The following is a 19,037-nucleotide window of genomic DNA, read 5'->3' as shown; positions in this document are numbered from 1 at the left end:
GGCGGCGGCCAAGCCAGTGGAATCAATCACTTGCGAGTTGGCACGCGCCTTGCGCCTGTTACCCGACAACCACGATGGAATGTTGCCCATGAGCACCCCTGTTTCCTCCGCCGGCGCCCGTTTCCGCGCCGCGCTGGCCGCCGAATCGCCGCTGCAGGTGATCGGGGCGATCAACGCCAACCACGCCCTGCTGGCGCAGCGCGCCGGCTACCGTGCCATCTACCTGTCGGGTGGCGGCGTCGCGGCCGGCTCGCTGGGCCTGCCCGACCTGGGCATCAACACCCTGGAAGATGTGCTGATCGACGTGCGCCGCATCACCGACGTGTGCGACCTGCCGCTGATGGTCGACATCGACACCGGCTTTGGCCCCAGCGCGTTCAACATCGCGCGCACGGTCAAATCGCTGATCAAGGCCGGCGCAGCAGCCTGCCATATCGAAGACCAGGTCGGCGCCAAGCGCTGCGGGCATCGGCCGGGCAAGGAAATCGTCACCCAGGGCGAGATGGTGGACCGGGTCAAGGCGGCCGCCGATGCGAAGACCGATCCGGATTTCTTCCTGATCGCGCGCACCGACGCCATCCAGGTGGACGGCGTGGATGCCGCGATCGAGCGCGCCATCGCCTGCGTGGAGGCCGGTGCCGACGGCATCTTCGCCGAGGCCGCCTACGACCTGGCCACCTACCGCCGCTTCGTGGACGCAGTGAAGGTGCCGGTACTGGCCAACATCACCGAATTCGGCAAGACCCCGCTGTTCAGCCGCGATGAACTGGCCTCGGCCGGCGTGGCCATCCAGCTGTTCCCGCTGTCGGCGTTCCGTGCGGCCAACAAGGCTGCCGAGAACGTGTATGAGACCATTCGCCGCGACGGCCACCAGAAGAACGTGGTGGACAGCATGCAGACGCGCGAGGAACTGTACGACCGTATCGGCTACCACGCCTTCGAGCAGCAGCTCGATGCGCTGTTCGCCGCCAAGAAGTAACGTCGCACCATTGTTTTCTGGAGGGATCATGAGCGAAGCAACCACCGCCCCCGGCTTCAAGCCGAAGAAGTCCGTCGCCCTGTCGGGCACCGCCGCCGGCAACACCGCCCTGTGCACCGTCGGCCGCAGCGGCAACGACCTGCATTACCGCGGCTATGACATCCTGGACCTGGCCAACACCAGCGAGTTCGAGGAAATCGCCCACCTGCTGGTGCACGGCAAGCTGCCCACCCGCGCCGAGCTGGTCGCCTACAAGGCCAAGCTGAAGTCGCTGCGCGGCATCCCGGCCGCGGTCAAGGCCGCGCTGGAAGAGCTGCCGCCGTCGGCGCACCCGATGGACGTGATGCGCACCGGCGTTTCCGTGCTGGGCTGCGTGTCGCCGGAAAAAGACGACCACAACCACCCCGGTGCCCGCGACATCGCCGACAAGCTGATGGCCTGCCTGGGCTCGATGCTGCTGTACTGGTACCACTGGAGCCACAACGGCCGCGCGATCGACGTGGAGACCGACGACGATTCCATCGGTGGCCACTTCCTGCACCTGCTGCACGGCGAGAAGCCGCAGGATTCGTGGGTGAAGGCGATGCACACGTCGCTGATCCTGTACGCCGAGCACGAGTTCAACGCCTCGACGTTCACCTGCCGCGTCATCGCCGGCACCGGCAGCGACATGTACAGCTGCATCACCGGCGGCATCGGTGCGCTGCGCGGGCCGAAGCACGGCGGCGCCAATGAAGTGGCGTTCGAAGTGCAGAAGCGCTACGACTCGCCGGACGAAGCCGAGGCCGACATCAAGGCCCGCGTCGAGCGCAAGGAAGTGGTGATCGGCTTCGGCCATCCGGTCTACACCGTCAGTGATCCGCGCAACAGCGTGATCAAGGACGTGGCCCGCGAGCTGTCCAGCGAGCAGCAGAACCTGAAGATGTACGACATCGCCGAGCGCCTGGAATCGGTGATGTGGGACATCAAGAAGATGTTCCCGAACCTGGACTGGTTCAGCGCTGTCAGCTATCACATGATGGGCGTGCCGACCGCGATGTTCACCCCGTTGTTCGTGATCGCCCGCACCTCGGGCTGGAGCGCGCACGTGATCGAACAGCGCATCGACGGCAAGATCATCCGCCCCAGCGCCAACTACACCGGCCCGGAAGACCAGGCCTTCGTGCCGATCGACCAGCGCCGCTGAACGAAGGGCCGGCCCACCGGCCGGCCTTTCCGCATTTCACGCACGGCCCGCCAAACAGAAGCAGCTACCGCCAGCCATGAACACTGATTACCGCAAGACCCTGCCCGGCACCGCGCTGGACTATTTCGATACCCGCGCCGCAGTCGATGCGATTGCCCCGGGTGCCTATGCCACGCTGCCGTACACCTCGCGCGTGCTGGCCGAAAACCTGGTGCGTCGCTGTGACCCGACCACCCTGGAGGCCTCGCTGCGGCAGCTGATCGAGCGCCGCCAGGACCTGGATTTCCCGTGGTACCCGGCCCGCGTGGTGTGCCACGACATCCTTGGCCAGACCGCGCTGGTCGACCTGGCCGGCCTGCGCGACGCCATTGCCGATGCCGGTGGCGACCCGGCCCAGATCAACCCGGTGGTACCCACCCAGCTGATCGTGGATCACTCGCTGGCGGTGGAATACCCGGGCTTCGACAGGGCCGCGTTCGAGAAGAACCGCGCCGTTGAAGACCGCCGCAACGAAGACCGCTTCCACTTCATCAACTGGACCAAGAAGGCGTTCAAGAACGTAGATGTGATTCCGCCAGGCAACGGGATCATGCACCAGATCAACCTGGAGAAGATGTCGCCGGTGATCCAGGTGCGCGATGGCGTGGCCTTCCCCGATACCTGCGTGGGCACCGACAGCCACACCCCGCACGTCGACGCGCTGGGCGTGATCGCCATCGGCGTCGGCGGCCTGGAAGCGGAGAACGTCATGCTCGGCCGCGCCTCGTGGATGCGCCTGCCGGACATCATTGGTGTCGAGCTGACCGGTCGCCCGCAGCCGGGCATCACCTGTACCGACCTGGTGCTGGCGCTGACCGAGTTCCTGCGCAAGGAGCGCGTGGTGGGGGCGTGGATCGAGTTCTACGGTGAAGGCGCCACCGCGCTGACCATCGGCGACCGCGCCACCATTTCCAACATGACCCCCGAGTTCGGCGCCACGGCGGCGATGTTCTCGATTGACCAGCAGACCCTGGACTACCTGCGCCTGACCGGCCGCGAAGAGACCCAGGTGAAGCTGGTGGAAACTTACGCCAAGGTGACCGGCCTGTGGTCGGACGACCTGGGCCAGGTGCGCTACGAGCGCGTGCTGAAGTTCGACCTGTCCAGCGTGGTGCGCAACATGGCCGGCCCGTCCAACCCGCACAAGCGCGTGGCCACCAGCGAACTGGCCGCGCGCGGCATTGCCGACGAAGCCAAGCTGGCCTCCGGCAAGCTCGAGCAGGAGCAGGGGCTGATGCCTGACGGCGCGGTGATCATCGCGGCCATTACCAGCTGCACCAACACCAGCAACCCGCGCAACGTGATTGCCGCCGCGTTGCTGGCGCGCAACGCCAACCGTGCCGGGCTGAGCCGCAAGCCGTGGGTGAAGAGCTCGCTGGCGCCTGGTTCCAAGGCCGTCCAGCTGTACCTGGAAGAGGCCGGCCTGATCGGCGACCTCGAACAGATGGGCTTCGGCATCGTCGGGTTTGCCTGCACCACCTGCAACGGCATGAGCGGTGCGCTGGATCCGAAGATCCAGCAGGAAGTGATCGACCGCGACCTGTACGCCACCGCCGTGCTGTCGGGCAACCGCAACTTCGACGGACGCATCCATCCGTATGCCAAGCAGGCGTTCCTGGCCTCGCCGCCGCTGGTGGTGGCCTACGCCATTGCCGGCACGGTGCGCTTCGATATCGAGAAGGATGCGCTGGGCTTCCGCGCCGATGGCAGCGCGATCACCCTGAAGGACCTGTGGCCGAGCGATGCCGAGATCGACGCGGTGGTGGCTGCCAGCGTCAAGCCGGAACAGTTCCGCCAGGTCTATGAGCCGATGTTCACCTTCAAGGTCGAACACGGTGCGCCGATCAGCCCGCTGTACGACTGGCGCCCGCAGAGCACCTACATCCGCCGCCCGCCGTACTGGGAGGGCGCGTTGGCCGGCGAGCGCGGGCTGACCGGGATGCGCGCGCTGGCGGTGCTGGGCGACAACATCACCACCGACCACCTGTCGCCGTCCAACGCGATCCTGGCCAGCAGCGCCGCCGGTGAGTACCTGGCGAAGATGGGCCTGCCCGAGGAGGACTTCAATTCCTACGCCACCCATCGCGGCGACCACCTCACCGCGCAGCGTGCCACCTTCGCCAACCCCAAGCTGATCAATGAAATGGCCGTGGTCGATGGCCAGGTCAAGCAGGGTTCGCTGGCGCGCATCGAACCGGAAGGCAAGGTCACCCGCATGTGGGAGGCGATCGAAACCTACATGGAGCGCAAGCAGCCGTTGATCATCATTGCCGGCGCCGATTACGGCCAGGGCAGCTCGCGCGACTGGGCGGCCAAGGGCGTGCGCCTGGCCGGCGTGGAAGCCATCGCCGCCGAGGGCTTCGAACGCATCCACCGCACCAACCTGATCGGCATGGGCGTACTCCCGCTGGAGTTCAAGCCGGGCGTGAACCGCCTGTCGCTGGGCATCGACGGTACCGAAACCTTCGACGTGGTCGGTGAGCGCGTGCCGCGCGCCGAGCTGACCCTGGTGATCAACCGCCGCGACGGCGAACAGCTGCGGGTGCCGGTCACCTGCCGCCTGGACACCGCGGAAGAAGTCTCGATCTACGAAGCGGGCGGGGTATTGCAGCGTTTTGCGCAGGACTTCCTCGAATCCTCGCAGGTGGCGTGAAATCCTGTCTGTCCTACTGAATATGAAGGATGAATGGGGGTGCGCTTGCAGCCATGTGGCTGTAGGCGCACCATTCATGGCAAGAATTGCCATAGGAGGCCCCCATGGCCACGATGAACATCTCGCTCAGTGACCCGCTCAAGCAGTTTGTCGACGAAGAAGTCAGCGAAGGCGGCTACTCCAGTACCTCCGACTACGTGCGTGACCTGATCCGCCAGCGTCAGCGGAGCAAATCGGAAGACCTGCTCCGCAAGCTGGTTGCAGAGGGCCTTGCCTCAGGAACCGCAGAGCCGCTGGAAGCCGATCATTTCAATCGCATGCGTGAACGGGCCAAGGAGCGCAGCGGGAAATGAAGCCCTCCCGTTGGTATCCACGCGCGCTCCAGGACGCCGACGAGGCGGCCCAGTGGTTCGCCGGCGCAGGCGGAACGGCGCTGGAACTGGCTTTCATCGATGCCCTTCAGGCAGCCGTTGAACTGTTGGAGCGGCACCCGGAAGCAGGCTCGACCCGACACGATGGTGTCCTGGACCTTCCTGAAGGATCGCTGCGCTTCCTTCCCATTCGTCGTTTTGATGATGACCTCATCTACTACATAGCGTTGGCCGACCACATCCGTGTCGTCAGGATCTGGATTGCACGTCGTGGCCTTGATGCCCTATTGGATACGCAATGACCTATCTTCCCCAACTCCGCATTCCCGCCACCTACATGCGCGGTGGCACCAGCAAGGGTGTGTTCTTCCGCCAGCAGGACCTGCCGTTTGCCGCGCAGGTCCCAGGTCCGGCGCGTGATGCGCTGCTGATGCGCGTGATCGGTTCGCCCGATCCCTATGGCAAGCACACCGACGGCATGGGCGGGGCGACGTCCAGCACCAGCAAATGCGTGATCATTTCGGCGCCATCGGTGCCCGACCATGATGTGGATTACCTCTACGGGCAGGTCTCCATCGACACCGCGTTCGTGGATTGGAGCGGCAACTGCGGCAACCTCAGCACCGCCGTAGGCCCCTTCGCGATCAGCAACGGTTTCATCGATCCGACCCGCGTTCCACGCAATGGCATCTGCACGGTGCGGATCTGGCAGGCCAACATCGGCAAGACCATCCTGGCCCACGTGCCGGTGGTGGACGGGCAGGTGCAGGAGATCGGCGACTTCGAACTGGATGGGGTGACCTTCCCGGCCGCTGAGATCGCGCTGGAGTTCCTCGATCCGTCCGACGACGAAGGCGAGGGCGGTTCGATGTTTCCCACCGGCAACCTGGTCGACACGCTGGACGTGCCCGGCGTGGGCAGCTTCCAGGTGACGATGATCACTGCTGGCATTCCCACCATCTTCCTCAACGCGGCGGACCTGGGCTACACCGGTACCGAGCTGCAGCCGGCGATCAACGAGGACAAGGCCGCGCTGGCCCGGTTCGAGGCGATCCGCGCGCACGGCGCGGTGCGCATGGGCCTGATCGACAGCATCGACCAGGCTGCCACCCGCCAGCACACGCCCAAGGTTGCGTTCGTCGCCCCGGCGCAGGACTACGTGTCCTCCAGTGGCAGGCAGATCGCGGCGGGCGACATCGACCTGCATGCCCGCGCGCTGTCGATGGGCAAGCTGCACCACGCCATGATGGGCACCGCGGCGGTGGCCATCGGCACGGCTGCCGCCATTCCGGGCACGCTGGTGAACCTCGCGGCCGGCGGCGGCGAGCGCGGCGCGGTCACCTTTGGACATCCGTCGGGAACCCTGCGTGTGGGCGCGGAGGCGGCGCAGGTCGATGGCCAGTGGACCGTGACCAAGGCGATCATGAGTCGCAGCGCACGGGTGCTGATGGAAGGCGCGGTAAGGGTCCCGGCCGGGACCGTCTGACCGCCCGGTACGCGCCACCTGGGACACGCATGGCGTGTCGCTACGCCGATCCGCGCACTGCGTGCATGCCCTGGGTCGCGTAGGGACACGCCATGCGTGTCCAGGCAGCCCGTAACGCCCGGGTGCATAATGAAGCCCTTGTTCAAGGAGCGACATATGGCAACGGTCGGGCGGTGGGGCTGGAAAGGAATCCTGGGGATGGCGCTGGTCGCCGGCCTGGCACTGGGGATCGGCGGCTGCAAGCGCAACGACAGCGGCCAGCTGCCGACGCCGTCGGGCGCGCCGATTGCCGCCAAGGCCGAAGCCGTCAGCGAGTTCACCCTGGTACGCGCCTTCCCCGACCAGAAGAGTGATGGTCTGTCGCTGGCCCTCGAGTTCTCGCGGCCGCTGGTCGGCACGCAGGACTTCGACAAACTGGTCCGCTTCGGCGAAAAGGTCGGCACCGAGGACAGCAGCTGGACCCTGTCCGACGACGGCAAGACCCTGCGCTACCCGTTCGTCGAGGCGGCCAAGGAGTACACCCTGATCGTCTCGCCGGACCTGCTGGCCGCCGACGGCAGCCGGATCGGCAAGGAGCTGCGCCAGAAGGTCTTCAGTGGCGAGCTCAAGCCGGTGGCCGGCTTCGCCTCGCAGGGCAGCGTGCTGCCAGCGCGCGAAAGCCGCGGCCTGCCGGTGGTGTCGGTCAACGTGAAGGAAGTGGACGTGGAGTTCCTGCGCGTGCGCGACAAGGAACTGTCCAGCTTCTTCAGCCAGTACCAGCGCGGCGGCCGCCGTGGCAGCTGGGAGCTGGACAGCGAATACGGCGACAAGACCCCGATGTCGCAGCTGGCCGAGCCGGTCTACGTTAACCGCTTCGTGCTGGGCGGCAAGCAGAACGAGCGCGTGCTGACCTACCTCCCCACCCAGGACATCAAGGAACTGCAGGAGCCGGGCCTGTACTTCGCGGTGATGAAGCGCAGCGGCTCGTTCGACAGCGAGTTCGACACCGCCTTCTTCACCGTCAGCGACATCGGCCTGCACACCCGCGCCTACAAGGACACCCTGTTCGTGCACACCGCCTCGCTGCAGAGCGGCGCGGCGCTGAAGAAGATCGACCTGCGCATCATCGACGCCAAGGGCGAGGTGGTGCTCAAGGGCAGCACCGACGGCAACGGCAACGCGCTGCTCAACTACACCCTGGATGCGGGCCATGTGCTGATTGCCAGCAGTGGTGCGGATACCTCGATGCTGCCGTTCAACCAGCCGGCGCTGGACCTGAGCGAGTTTGCCGTGGCCGGGCGCGACAACGCGTGGTTCGACGTGTTCGCCTGGTCCGGCCGCGACCTGTACCGCCCCGGCGAAACCGTGCGCATTTCCGCGCTGCTGCGCGACAACGACGGTAAGCCGGTCAGCGGCCCTGGCAAGGGCGGGCAGCCGGTGTTCCTGCGCCTGAAGCAGCCTGACGGCAAGACCTTCCGCGAAACCCGCCTGCAACCGGGCGAGCAGGGCTACCTGAGCTTCGAACAGACCATCCCGGTGGAAGCGCCGACCGGGCGCTGGCAGGTCGAGTTCCGCACCAACCCGGCCAGCAAGGAGGCGATCCAGGGCATGACCCTGCGGATCGAGGAGTTCCTGCCCGAGCGCATGAAGCTGGACCTGGACAGTCCGCAGAAGACCCTCAAGCCGGGCGAGCCGCTCAAGCTGCAGGCCGATGCGGCCTACCTGTACGGTGCGCCGGCCGATGGCAACCGCTTCACCGCGCGCCTGGCGGTGGCGGCCGAGCAGTCGCCGGTGGAATCGCTGCCGGGCTACTTCTTCGGCGACCCGACCCTGGAGCTGCCGCGCGAAGCGCGCGATGTGATCGATACCGAGTTCCCCGCCGACGGCACGCTGCGCCAGGACGTGGAGCTGCCGGCCGAGGTCAAGGCCAGCGCGCCGGTGGCGGTGGTGCTGTCGGGCAGCGTGTATGAAACCGGCGGCCGCACGGTCAGCCGCACCCTGAAGCGGGTGCTGTGGCCGGCTCCGGTGCTGGTCGGCGTGCGCCCGCTGTTCAACCCCGAAGACGGCGCCGATGCGAACAGCAACGCGCGCTTTGAAGTCCTGCGCGTGGATGCGGCCGGCAAGCCGCAGCCCGGCAAGGGCCTGAAGGTCACCCTGGTGCGCGAGCTCCGTGACTACCACTGGACCTTCAACGACAACCGTTGGGATTACGACTTCAGCCGCCGCTTCGAAAACAAGGAAAGCCGCACCCTGGACGCCGGCAGCGCGGCGGTGGGCGTGGACTTCCCGGTGGAATGGGGCGAGTACCGCCTGGATGTGTTCGACCCGGCCACCGGGCTGACCAGCCGTTACCCGTTCCACGCCGGCTGGAGCTGGAACGACGAAAACCGCGGCCTGGATGCACGCCCGGACAAGATCAAGCTGGGCCTGGACAAGACCGGCTACAAGGCCGGCGACAAGGTCCGCGTCACCGTCACCCCGCCGCACGCCGGCAAGGGCGTGCTGATGGTTGAAAGCGACAAGATGCTGTACGTGCAGGAGATCGACGCCAAGCCGGGCAGCACCTTCGACATTCCGGTCACCGCCGAGTGGGAGCGCCACGATGTCTACATCACCGCGCTGGTGTTCCGCGGTGGCAGTGCGCCGAGCAAGATCACTCCGGCCCGCGCGGTCGGCGTGGTGCACGTGCCGATGGACCGCAAGGCACGCCAGATCGCGGTCGGCCTGTCCGCGCCCAAGCAGATGCGGCCGGAGCAGACCCTGCCGGTGACGGTGAGCGCGCCGCAGCTGGCGGGCAAGCTGGCGCATGTCACGGTGTCGGCGGTGGACGTGGGCATCCTCAACATCACGCGCTTCCCGGTGCCCGACGCGGCCGGCCACTTCTTCGCCCAGCGTCGCCTTGGCGTGGATGCCTACGACATCTACAGCCGGGTGATCGAAAGCTTCGATGGCAGCAGCGGCAAACTGAAGTTCGGTGGTGACATGGCCTTGGCCGCGTTGCCGCAGGCCAAGCGCCCCACCGCGCGCGTGCAGACCGTGGACCTGTTCTCCGGCCCGGTAAAACTGGATGCCAAGGGCATTGCCCGGATCGCGTTGAAGGTGCCGGATTTCAACGGCACCCTGCGCGTCTCCGCGCTGGTCTACGCCGATGACCAGTACGGCAAGCGCGACGTGGAAACCGTGGTGCGTGCACCGATCCTGGCCGAAGCCAGCATGCCGCGCGTGCTGGCCCCGGGCGACCGCAGCACGGTCACCCTGGATGTGCAGAACTTCACCGGCAAACCGGGCGAGTTCAACGTGCAGGTCGATGGGATCGGCCCGCTGACCCTCGGCGAGTCCAGCCGGACGCTCAAGCTCAACGCCGATGCCAAGAGCACGCTCAGCTTCCCGCTGGTGGCGCGCGAGGGCTACACGGTGGCCAAGGTGCGGGTGCGGGTGGAAGGCAACGGCTTCAAGGTCGACCGCCGCTATGACCTGCCGGTACGCGCGGCGTGGCCGCAGGTGCTGCGCGCGCAGACCCGTACGCTGGACCCGCTGGCCGACGTGGAGCTGGGCGCCGGCCTGGCCGATGGCCTGATGAGCGATTCGGTCACCGCGCGCATGCTGGTCAGCGCGCTGCCGCCGATTCCCTTCGCCAGTGCGCTCGACGGTGCGCTGAAGTATCCGTATGGCTGCGCCGAGCAGACCACCAGCAAGGGCTACGCCGCACTGATGCTGGATGAAGCCACCTCGGCCATGCTCGGTGCCGATGGGCTGGATGCCAGGACCCGCCGCGAACGCATGGAAGGCGCGTTCGGCCGCCTGGCGTCGATGCAGGTAGCCAACGGCAACTTCTCGATGTGGGGAGACGACGGCTACGTCAATCCGTGGCTGACCCCGTACATCGCCGAGTTCCTGCTCGATGCCAAGGACGCCGGCTTCGCCGTGCCCGACGGCGTGCTGCAGAAGGCGCTCAACCGGCTCAGCGAGGACCTGCTGTCCGGCGGCAACCAGTTCTACGGCGAGGACCGCCGCGAGAACCTGAAATTCGCCAACCAGGCGTATTCGGGCTACGTGCTGGCGCGGGTCAACCGGGCCCCGCTGGGTACCCTGCGCGCGCTGTACGACAACGAACGCAGCAAGTCGCTCACCGGCCTGTCGCTGGTCCACCTGGGTATCGCGCTGTCGCTGCAGGGTGACCACAAGCGGGGCGATGCGGCCATTGCGGCCGGTTTCGCCAAGCCCAGCAGCGAGCGCCCGCAGTACTTCGGCGATTACGGCAGCGCGGTGCGCGACGATGCGTTGATGATCGCGCTGCTGCACGAGCGCAAGCTGTCCAAGCCGGCCTACGACGCACGCGCGGTGGAACTGGGCCGCGCGCTGGATGCCCGCCGCAACAACGGCTGGATGTGGCTGAGCACGCAGGAACAGGTGGCCATCGCGCGCCTGGGCAAGGCGCTGGCGGCCAACCAGACCAGGCAGGTGTCCGGCGAGCTGGCCGTCGGGAGCGAAGTGGAAGCGATCGCCGCGCGCCGCATGTTCGGCCGCAGTTTCGACTACGCCGCACTGGCCAAGGGCGTGCGGTTCAGCCCCAAGGGCGAGCCGCCGATGTTCGCCAGCCTGGAAGTGGCCGGCATTCCGCGCACCGCGCCGGAACCGGACAGCCGCACCTTGGGCGTGGAACGCAGCTGGTTCACCACCGACGGCAAGCCGTGGACCCCGCGTGCGTTGAAGGAAGGCGAAGCACTGATCGTGCGGGTCAGCGTCACCCCGAACGTGGACATGCCCGATGCGCTGCTGACCGACCTGCTGCCGGCCGGGCTGGAGATCGAGAACTTCAACCTGGGCGATGCCAAGCAGTGGGCCGACGTGGTGGTCGATGGACTGCGCGTGGAAGACCGTGGCGAGGCGGCCACGCTGCGCCATGAGGAGTTCCGCGACGACCGCTACGTGGCCGCGCTCAAGCTCTCGCGTGGCAGCACCGCCAAGGTGTTCTACCTGGTGCGTGCGGTCACCCCCGGCACCTACACGGTGCCCCCGCCGCTGGTCGAGGACATGTACCGGCCCGACCTGCGCGGGGTGGGGCGCAGTAACCCGACCACGCTGACGGTGGTCCAGCCGTGACCCAGGGCGGGCCCCGGCCGACGCCGGGGCCCGCGATGCCGGCCGTACCGCAATGACGACCCTTCGCTCCCGACTGCACTGGAACCGCTGGCGTCCCTGGCTGTGGCCGGTGCTGCGCTGGGGCACGGCCGCGCTGCTGGCTCTGCTGCTGGTGCTGGACCTGGCGTTCCCGCCGCCGTTGCCCCGGCAGCGCGATACCAGCACGCTGGTGGTGGCCGGCGACGGCACGCCGCTGCGCGCGTTCGCCGACGCCGATGGCGTGTGGCGTTACCCGGCCTCCGCCAGCAGCGTGTCGCCGCTGTACCTGCAGGCCCTGCTGAACTACGAAGACCGCTGGTTCTGGCGGCACCCCGGGGTCAACCCGTGGGCGTTGCTGCGCGCCGGCAAGCAGTGGTTGCTGGAACGGCGGATCGTGTCCGGCGGCTCCACCCTGACCATGCAGGTGGCCCGCATCCTTGACCCGCACACCCGCACCCCGTGGGGCAAGGCCAAGCAGCTGCTGCGGGCGGTGCAGCTGGAACTGCACCTGGACAAGGCGCAGATCCTGGCGCTGTACCTGGAGCGCGCACCCTACGGCGGCACCATCGAAGGCGTGGAAGCGGCCAGCTGGGCGTACCTGGGCAAGCCGGCAGCACAGCTGTCGCATGCCGAAGCCGCGCTGCTGGCGGTGTTGCCGCAGTCCCCCAGCCGGCTGCGCCCGGACCGCCACCCGGAGGCGGCACAGGTTGCGCGCGACAAGGTGCTTGAGCGCATGGTGGCGCTCGGGGTATGGACACGCGAGGAAGTGGACGACGCCCGTATCGAAGCGGTGGTGACCCGCGCGCTGCAGCCGCCGCTGCATGCGGCGCTGCTGGCGCAGCGCCTGCATGCCGCGCAGCCGCGCGCCGCGCGCATCCAGAGCACGCTGGACAGCGGGCTGCAGCGCACCCTGGAAGAGCGCGTGGCGTCGTATTTCTCGCAGCTGCCCGAACGCACCTCGGCGGCCCTGCTGGTGGTGGACAACCGCACGCTGGAGGCGCGTGCCTACGTCGGGTCGGTGGCGTTCGGTGACAGACAGCGGCTGGGTCACGTGGACATGGTCCAGGCCTGGCGTTCGCCGGGCTCCACGCTCAAGCCGTTCCTGTATGGCATGGCCATCGACGATGGCCTGATCCATTCCGAAAGCCTGATGGTCGATGCGCCGCAGAGTTTTGCCGGGTATCGCCCCGGCAACTTCGATGCAGCGTTCAATGGCCCGGTGAGCGCCGCTACCGCGTTGCGGTTGTCGCTCAACGTACCGGCGGTGGACCTGCTGGACCGGGTCGGGTCGGCACGTTTCGCCGCACGCCTGTCGCATGCCGGCATCACCCTGCGCTTCCCGCACGGCAGCGCGCCGAACCTGTCGCTGATCCTGGGCGGCACCGGTGCGCGGCTGGAGGATCTGGTTGGCACGTTCGCAGCGTTCAACCGCAACGGCATCGCCGGCCGCGTGCGCTACACGCCCGATGATGCCGTGATCGAACGGCGGCTGATGTCACCGGGCGCCGCATGGATCACCCGCGAAGTACTTGAATCCAACCCGCGCCCGGGCTATGGCGCCGGGACGTTCGACGTGACCGGGCGCCCGCGCGTGGCGTGGAAAACCGGCACCAGCTACGGCTATCGCGATGCCTGGGCGATCGGCACCACCCGCCACTACACCGTGGGCGTGTGGGTGGGGCGACCGGACGGCACGCCGTTGCCGGGCCAGTACGGCGCCGTGACCGCATTGCCGCTGATGTTCGAAGTGGTGGACAGCCTGCCACGCCAGCGCGGTGACGCCGCCGCCGCGCCACTGCCCGCCAACGTCAGCCAGGCCGAGGTATGCTGGCCGACAGGCGAACGCGCCGAGGCCACGCCGCCGGCACTGTGCCAGCGACGCCTGCAGGCCTACCTGCTCGATGATGTGGTGCCGCCCACCTTCGCAGAACGCGATGCGCGGCTGTGGCAGGCGGGGCGGCAGGCATTCAACGTGGATGCCCGCACCGGCCTGCGGCTGTCACCGGAATGCAGCGAACCGCACGAGGCCCAGCGCCGTGAAATAGCGCGGTGGCCGGCGCTGGTGTCGCCGTGGCTGCCACTGGCCCAGCGCCAGGCCGCGCAGCTGCCGGCGCTGTCGCCGGATTGCCGCGATGATGGCCGCAGCAGTGCGGGCAGCCTGCATATCGAGGGCCTCAACGACCGCGCAACGCTCGCACGCGCGCCCAATGCCGAACACGGCGTGCGCCTGCAGCTGCGTGCGCTGGGCAGTGAGCACGCGGTGGACTGGTTGCTGGATGACCGCTGGATCGCGCGCAGCGAAGGCGCGCGCAGCTTCCAGCGGGATTTCGACGAAGCCGGCGAGCACACCCTCACCGCGCTCGCCGCCGATGGTGCCTGGACCCAGGTGCGGTTCCGGATCCTCCGGTAACCGTCATTCGCGGGGGTAGACGGCCAATACCGAACAGCCGGGGCGGGCGAAGCGTGGGGTGTGGGCGCGTTGATCGCCGCCCTCGCCATCGTTGACCAGGCCATTGTCGGCCATGACGATGCGGTCGCCCGGGTTGCCGCAGATCAACCCGTTCTGGAAACCGGACTGGAAGTCCACGGCGGTGGCGCCCTCCAGGATGCTGCAGCTGCTGCCCAGCTCCAGGTGGTAGTAGCGATGACCGCCGTTCTTCTTCGGATTGGTTTCCACCACCACGCCCTTGGGATCTTCGCTCCAGCCGCGCACGTTGCGGGTGGCGAAGCAGAACTCGGGCGAACCCTGGAAGGCCTGGGCCCGGTTGCTGCGCGCTGATCTGGCCGTCACACTGACTGTCGGCAGGGTCGCCGCGTACTGGCGGCTGCTCTCGCGGGCGGCTTCGGCGAAGCTGCGGTTGTCCATCAGCCCGACCGCCGCCACCGCGCAGGTGCGGCCGTCGACCACCAGTCGCTCACCGGGGCTGCCACAGGCCCAGCCATCGGGTGCGTCCAGCCGGACCTGTTCGGCCTCGTTGACACCGGGGCAGGCATCGGTGAACTCCAGCCGATAGGGCTGGCCATTGGCGCCCAGCACGGCGATGGCCGCAGGGGTGGCCTGCTCGACCTGGCGCACACCGCGTGCATCCAGGCAGTGCGGGGAAGGCGGCGAGCGCTCGCCTGCCGCGGGGGCAGGCTGAGCGAAGGCCCCGGCAGAAGCCAGCAGGGCAAGCACAAGCGGGGCAGAACGGCGGGCAATGGTCACGATGCATTCCATGCAAGGAGGACGTGGGCGACCTTACCACCGTGCCATGGCCAACGCATTGCCGTTTCATTGCACGGTACCGACCACCGGTCGGCACCTACCGATCATGCATGCGTATCTGGTAGGTACGGACCGTTGGTCGGTACCGCGCTCACTCGCCGATCCAGCCCTCGAGCAGATCGGCAAACTCATCAGCGTGCTCTTCTTCCTGCGCCAGGATCTCTTCAAGGATCCGCTTGGTGGTGGTGTCCTTGTCGCCCACGAAGTTGATCATTTCCCGATAGCTGTCGATCGCGATGCGTTCGGCGATCAGGTTCTCGCGGACCATGTCGCGAAGGTCCTTGCCTTCCTTGTACTCGGCATGGGAGCGTCGGGTCAGCGTGTCGGGGTTGAGATCGGGTTCACCGCCCAGCTGCACGATGCGTTCGGCCAGCTTGCCGGCATGCGCCTGTTCCTGCTGCGCGTGCTCGAGGAACTCGCCCTTGACCGCGTCGGCCAGCATGCCCTTGGCCATGAAGTAATGGCGGTAGTAGCGCAGCACGCACACGTATTCGGTGGCCAGCGCATCGTTGAGCAGCTTGATCACCGCTTCGCGGTCGGCGGTGTAGCTGTCGGTGATGGCGCCATCTTCGATGTCCTTGCGGGCCTTGGCGCGCAGGGTTGCGGTGTCGCTGATGCCCGGCGGACGGCTGGCGGGCTGGGGCGTGCTTTCATTGGAGGAGGGGTTCGGGTGCTGCTTGGCTGGCTTTGACATGGCTGGCCGGGTTCCTTTGTTGCGGGAGGGGGATCAGCTGGGCAGGTGCTCCAGCACGTACTGCGCCGAAGAGACCTCGAACTTGCCGGGCTCTTCGATGAAGGTGTTGCGGACCACACCGTCTTCCACGTACAGCGCGAAGCGGCGCGAGCGCATGCCCATGCCGGAACTGCTGGCGTCCAGTTCCAGGCCGAGCGCGCGGGTCAAGTCGCCGTTGCCATCGGACAGCAGCTGCAGCCCGTCGGGGACCTGCTGGCTTTCGCCCCAGGCCTTCATCACGAACGGGTCGTTGACCGCCATGCAGAACACGTCGATGCCGCGGTGGCGGAAATCGGCGAAATGCTCGACATAGCCGGGCAGGTGGCGGGCCGAGCAGGTCGGGGTAAACGCGCCAGGCACCGCGAACAGCACCGCCTTGCGGCCATCGAACAGGGCATGGGTGTCCAGCGTCTCCATGCCCTCGCGGATGCGCTTGAGGGTGACTTCGGGAATGCGGTCGCCAACGTGGATGGTCATGGAAAGCTCCTGGGTCAAGGGCAGGGTAGTGAGGGGCGTGGGAGCGCGGCGTCAAAACGTTGAAACAAGCCTGTTCATTCCCATATCGACCGTAGCCGACCCCCGTGGCGACTGCATTGCGCAGGATCATTCGTTCGATCACGGCAGCGGGGCGGCCAGCCGCTAGAATTGCCGGCATGGCCCCGCCGGCGCGAGCGGCCGAACTTATTCGAGGTGTATGGATGGAATTCAAGGATTACTACGCCACGCTGGGTGTGGAACCCAGCGCGGGCGATGCCGAAATCAAGACCGCCTACCGCCGGCTGGCGCGCAAGTACCACCCGGACGTGAGCAAGGAAACCGGCGCGGAAGAGAAGTTCAAGGCGGTCAACGAGGCCTATGAAGCGCTGCGCGACCCGCAGAAGCGCGCGGCCTATGACCAGCTCAAGGCCCAGGGCTACCGGCCGGGCGAGGAGTTCCATGCACCGCCGAACTATGGCGGAGCGCAGGGCTTCGATTTCGAGGAAGTGTTCGGCGGCGGCGCCGGTGGCGGTGGCTTCAGCGACTTCTTCGAAAGCCTGTTTGCCCGCCAGCGCGGCGGCGGCGGGGCTGGCCGCGCCAGTGGCTTTGGCGGCGCCGGCGCCGGCCCGCAGCCGGTCCGCGACACCCGCGCCAAGCTGTCGGTACCGCTGGAAGCGGCCTACGGCGGTGACAGCCTGCGCATCACCGTCAACGGCAAGCAGCTGGACGTGCGCGTGCCCAAGGGCATCCGTCCGGGCCAGGTGATCCGGCTGACCGGGCAGGGCACCAACGGCGGCAACCTGCTGCTGGAAGTGGAATATGCCGCGCATCCCCAGTTCGAGGTCGACGGCCGCAACATCCTCTACACGCTGGATGTCACCCCGTGGCAGGCGGCATTGGGGACCTCGATCAGCGTCCCCACCCTGGGCGGTGCGGTCGAGCTGAAGGTGCCGGCCGGCTCGGATGCCGGGCGCAAGCTGCGCCTGCGTGGCCGCGGCCTGCCGGGCAACCCGGACGGCGACCAGATCGTGGAAATCGAGATCATCGCCCCGGTGCCGACCGATGAGGCGCAGAAGAAGGCCTACAAGGCGCTGGCCAAGGCGTTCGGCGAAAAGATCTAGTCGGCATACCGACCAGCGGTCGGTATCCACAACGGGTAGGTACCGACCGTTGGTCGGTACGCACTCACATCACGCCGAAGGCGGCTGCTGCCCGCTGAAGACCCGTTCCAGCACTTCGGACAGCTCGTCTTCGGAGAACGGCTTGGTGATGTAGGCCTTGGCACCCTGTCGCATGCCCCACATGCGGTCGGTGTCCTGGTCCTTGGTGGTCACCAGGATCACGGGGATGTGCTTGGTGGTGGCATCGCGCGCAAGGGTGCGGGTGGCCTGGAACCCATTGAGGTTGGGCATCACCACATCCATCAGGACCAGGTCGGGCAGCTCGGCCTTGGCCACTTCCACCCCGTCGGCGCCATCCACGGCGGTCAACGTCTCGTGACCCAGCTTCTCGACGATGCGTTTGATTGCGACCTGCTGCAACTGTGAATCGTCGACGATCAGAATGCGTGCCATGTTGTTCCCCATGTGATGCCCGCAGTGTAGGGCCGCGCCCGTGTCAGAGAGAAGCGTCCGCCGCGCCGTCCGTCGCCCAGCTGCAACGCTCAGTCGATCCGCACCACGGTGCGGCCCAGCGCGCCGCCGGCCAGCATCCGCTCGAACGCGGCCGGCAATGCCTCCAGGCCGATCTCGCCGGTGCAGATCGCGTCCAGGTGGCGCGGCTTCCAGTCGCCGCCCAGTCGCTCCCAGACCTGCTCGCGCAGCGCACGCGGGGCCGAAGACGACGACACGCCCAGCAGCGACACGCCGCGGATGATGAAGGGCATCACCGTCACGTCCAGCGCCGGACTGGCGGCCAGGCCCGCGCTGACCACGCTGCCGTAGGGCACGGTCTGGGCCAGCAGGCCGGCCAGCATCGGCCCGCCGGCATTGTCCAGGCCACCCCCGAAGCGGGCGGACGCCATCGGCTTGTCCGTGGCCAGGCTGTCGCGCGGCAGCACCTCGCGCGCGCCCAGCCCCCGCAGGTAATCGGCCTGCTCGGCCTTGCCGCTGATCGCGTGCACCTCGAACCCGGCCCGGCTGAAGATATCCACCGCGAGCGAACCGACCCCGCCGGTCGCACCGGTCACCGCCAGCGGGCCGTGGGCCGGGGTGAGCCGGTTGTCGAGCATCCGCAGCAGGGCCAGCGCCGCGGTGAAACCGGCGGTGCCGATCACCATTGCTTCGCGCGCGCCCAGGCCGGCGGGGCGTGCGATGACCGCGCTGGACTCCAGCCGGACATACTGGCTGTAACCGCCATCGCGGGTCTCGCTGAGCCCGCAGCCGGTGGCCAGCACCGCATCGCCCTCGCGCCAGGCCGGGTCGGCCGAGGCCACCACCGTGCCGGCCACGTCGATCCCGCCCACCAGCGGGAAGCGGCGCAGGATGCGCCCCTTGCCGGTGCCGGCCAGGGCATCCTTGTAGTTCACCGACGACCATTCGGCGCGCACCACCACCTCGCCCGGGTTGAGCTGGGCCAGGCCGATCGGCTCCAGGCCGCTGTGGTGGCCCTGCTCGTCCTGGTGGATGCGGAAGGCGGTGAACCGCTCGGGGATCGCCATGGGGGTGGCCCTGCAGAATGGGGGGCTCCACCTTACCGTGATGAATCGCGACCTGCGCCGGGTTGCCCCTTCCAATCCTGTCGGTCAGC

At 67.7% G+C, this 19,037-nt stretch carries 14 protein-coding genes; 9 read left to right on the top strand and 5 right to left on the bottom strand.

Annotated features, from left to right (window positions below):
• Nucleotides 1–79: 79 nt before the first annotated feature.
• The 8 genes from prpB (at nucleotide 80) to pbpC (ending at nucleotide 14,224) form a co-directional block, all read left to right on the top strand.
• Nucleotides 80–979, top strand: coding sequence for a methylisocitrate lyase (gene prpB, locus AC06E7_RS01800; RefSeq protein WP_068853669.1), 900 nt, complete (start codon nucleotides 80–82; stop codon nucleotides 977–979).
• Nucleotides 980–1,007: 28 nt separating this feature from the next.
• A complete protein-coding gene (gene prpC / locus AC06E7_RS01795) occupies nucleotides 1,008–2,165 on the top strand; it encodes a bifunctional 2-methylcitrate synthase/citrate synthase (RefSeq protein WP_478062701.1) in 1,158 nt (385 codons plus the stop codon).
• Nucleotides 2,166–2,241: 76 nt separating this feature from the next.
• The gene (gene acnD / locus AC06E7_RS01790; RefSeq protein WP_478062699.1) at nucleotides 2,242–4,857 is read left to right on the top strand and encodes a Fe/S-dependent 2-methylisocitrate dehydratase AcnD; all 2,616 of its coding nucleotides are present in this window, start codon (nucleotides 2,242–2,244) and stop codon (nucleotides 4,855–4,857) included.
• 104 nt (nucleotides 4,858–4,961) lie between these two features.
• Nucleotides 4,962–5,210 (top strand): type II toxin-antitoxin system ParD family antitoxin, encoded by a 249-nt coding sequence (locus AC06E7_RS01785; protein WP_095364393.1) that lies wholly within the window; start codon nucleotides 4,962–4,964, stop codon nucleotides 5,208–5,210.
• Nucleotides 5,207–5,530: a type II toxin-antitoxin system RelE/ParE family toxin gene (locus AC06E7_RS01780; RefSeq protein ID WP_478062697.1), complete on the top strand. Its 324-nt coding sequence runs from the start codon at nucleotides 5,207–5,209 to the stop codon at nucleotides 5,528–5,530. The genes AC06E7_RS01785 and AC06E7_RS01780 overlap by 4 nt, the downstream gene beginning before the upstream one ends.
• Complete coding sequence (gene prpF / locus AC06E7_RS01775) at nucleotides 5,527–6,714, top strand: 2-methylaconitate cis-trans isomerase PrpF (protein ID WP_478062695.1); 1,188 nt, start codon at nucleotides 5,527–5,529, stop codon at nucleotides 6,712–6,714. Before AC06E7_RS01780 ends, prpF begins: the two co-directional genes overlap by 4 nt.
• A 198-nt stretch (nucleotides 6,715–6,912) precedes the next feature.
• A complete protein-coding gene (locus AC06E7_RS01770) occupies nucleotides 6,913–11,796 on the top strand; it encodes an alpha-2-macroglobulin family protein (RefSeq protein WP_478062693.1) in 4,884 nt (1,627 codons plus the stop codon).
• Nucleotides 11,797–11,848: 52 nt separating this feature from the next.
• The gene (gene pbpC, locus AC06E7_RS01765) at nucleotides 11,849–14,224 is read left to right on the top strand and encodes a penicillin-binding protein 1C (RefSeq protein ID WP_478062691.1); all 2,376 of its coding nucleotides are present in this window, start codon (nucleotides 11,849–11,851) and stop codon (nucleotides 14,222–14,224) included.
• A 3-nt stretch (nucleotides 14,225–14,227) separates the two neighbouring features.
• On the opposite strand, the gene AC06E7_RS01760 is transcribed toward pbpC, so the two are convergent.
• The 3 genes from AC06E7_RS01760 to AC06E7_RS01750 all read right to left on the bottom strand — a co-directional run bounded on the left by AC06E7_RS01760 (nucleotide 14,228) and on the right by AC06E7_RS01750 (nucleotide 16,289).
• Nucleotides 14,228–15,019 (bottom strand): DUF6491 family protein, encoded by a 792-nt coding sequence (locus tag AC06E7_RS01760; RefSeq protein WP_478062689.1) that lies wholly within the window; start codon nucleotides 15,017–15,019, stop codon nucleotides 14,228–14,230.
• A 151-nt stretch (nucleotides 15,020–15,170) separates the two neighbouring features.
• Complete coding sequence (locus AC06E7_RS01755) at nucleotides 15,171–15,773, bottom strand: ferritin-like domain-containing protein (RefSeq protein ID WP_095364399.1); 603 nt, start codon at nucleotides 15,771–15,773, stop codon at nucleotides 15,171–15,173.
• A 33-nt stretch (nucleotides 15,774–15,806) separates the two neighbouring features.
• Nucleotides 15,807–16,289: a peroxiredoxin gene (locus tag AC06E7_RS01750; protein ID WP_320457500.1), complete on the bottom strand. Its 483-nt coding sequence runs from the start codon at nucleotides 16,287–16,289 to the stop codon at nucleotides 15,807–15,809.
• Between the two features lie 221 nt (nucleotides 16,290–16,510).
• Here AC06E7_RS01750 and AC06E7_RS01745 point away from each other — a divergent pair, with 221 nt between their 5' ends.
• On the top strand, nucleotides 16,511–17,410 hold the full coding sequence (locus AC06E7_RS01745) for a DnaJ C-terminal domain-containing protein (RefSeq protein ID WP_093532859.1): 900 nt from the start codon (nucleotides 16,511–16,513) through the stop codon (nucleotides 17,408–17,410).
• 69 nt (nucleotides 17,411–17,479) lie between these two features.
• Here AC06E7_RS01745 and pilH read toward each other — a convergent pair whose 3' ends face one another.
• Both pilH and AC06E7_RS01735 read right to left on the bottom strand, forming a co-directional pair.
• Nucleotides 17,480–17,863, bottom strand: a complete 384-nt coding sequence (gene pilH, locus AC06E7_RS01740) for a twitching motility response regulator PilH (RefSeq protein ID WP_068853659.1) — start codon at nucleotides 17,861–17,863, stop codon at nucleotides 17,480–17,482.
• An 89-nt stretch (nucleotides 17,864–17,952) separates the two neighbouring features.
• Nucleotides 17,953–18,948, bottom strand: coding sequence for a YhdH/YhfP family quinone oxidoreductase (locus AC06E7_RS01735; RefSeq protein WP_478062686.1), 996 nt, complete (start codon nucleotides 18,946–18,948; stop codon nucleotides 17,953–17,955).
• Between the last annotated feature and the right edge of the window lie 89 nt (nucleotides 18,949–19,037).

The sequence above is a fragment of the Stenotrophomonas sp. Steno-Z4 genome, assembly GCF_056393145.1.
This window is presented reverse-complemented; position numbering and strand designations above follow the sequence as displayed.

Bases quoted from the DNA above. Each gene is read 5' to 3' on its own strand.
- AC06E7_RS01770 (WP_478062693.1), top strand. From the start codon at position 6,913: ATGGCGCTGGTCGCCGGCCTGGCACTGGGGATCGGCGGCTGCAAGCGC.
- prpC (WP_478062701.1), top strand. From the start codon at position 1,008: ATGAGCGAAGCAACCACCGCCCCCGGCTTCAAGCCGAAGAAGTCCGTC.
- AC06E7_RS01785 (WP_095364393.1), top strand. From the start codon at position 4,962: ATGGCCACGATGAACATCTCGCTCAGTGACCCGCTCAAGCAGTTTGTC.
- pilH (WP_068853659.1), bottom strand. From the start codon at position 17,863: ATGGCACGCATTCTGATCGTCGACGATTCACAGTTGCAGCAGGTCGCA.
- AC06E7_RS01735 (WP_478062686.1), bottom strand. From the start codon at position 18,948: ATGGCGATCCCCGAGCGGTTCACCGCCTTCCGCATCCACCAGGACGAG.
- prpF (WP_478062695.1), top strand. From the start codon at position 5,527: ATGACCTATCTTCCCCAACTCCGCATTCCCGCCACCTACATGCGCGGT.
- AC06E7_RS01750 (WP_320457500.1), bottom strand. From the start codon at position 16,289: ATGACCATCCACGTTGGCGACCGCATTCCCGAAGTCACCCTCAAGCGC.
- pbpC (WP_478062691.1), top strand. From the start codon at position 11,849: ATGACGACCCTTCGCTCCCGACTGCACTGGAACCGCTGGCGTCCCTGG.
- AC06E7_RS01755 (WP_095364399.1), bottom strand. From the start codon at position 15,773: ATGTCAAAGCCAGCCAAGCAGCACCCGAACCCCTCCTCCAATGAAAGC.
- AC06E7_RS01745 (WP_093532859.1), top strand. From the start codon at position 16,511: ATGGAATTCAAGGATTACTACGCCACGCTGGGTGTGGAACCCAGCGCG.
- AC06E7_RS01780 (WP_478062697.1), top strand. From the start codon at position 5,207: ATGAAGCCCTCCCGTTGGTATCCACGCGCGCTCCAGGACGCCGACGAG.
- prpB (WP_068853669.1), top strand. From the start codon at position 80: ATGTTGCCCATGAGCACCCCTGTTTCCTCCGCCGGCGCCCGTTTCCGC.
- acnD (WP_478062699.1), top strand. From the start codon at position 2,242: ATGAACACTGATTACCGCAAGACCCTGCCCGGCACCGCGCTGGACTAT.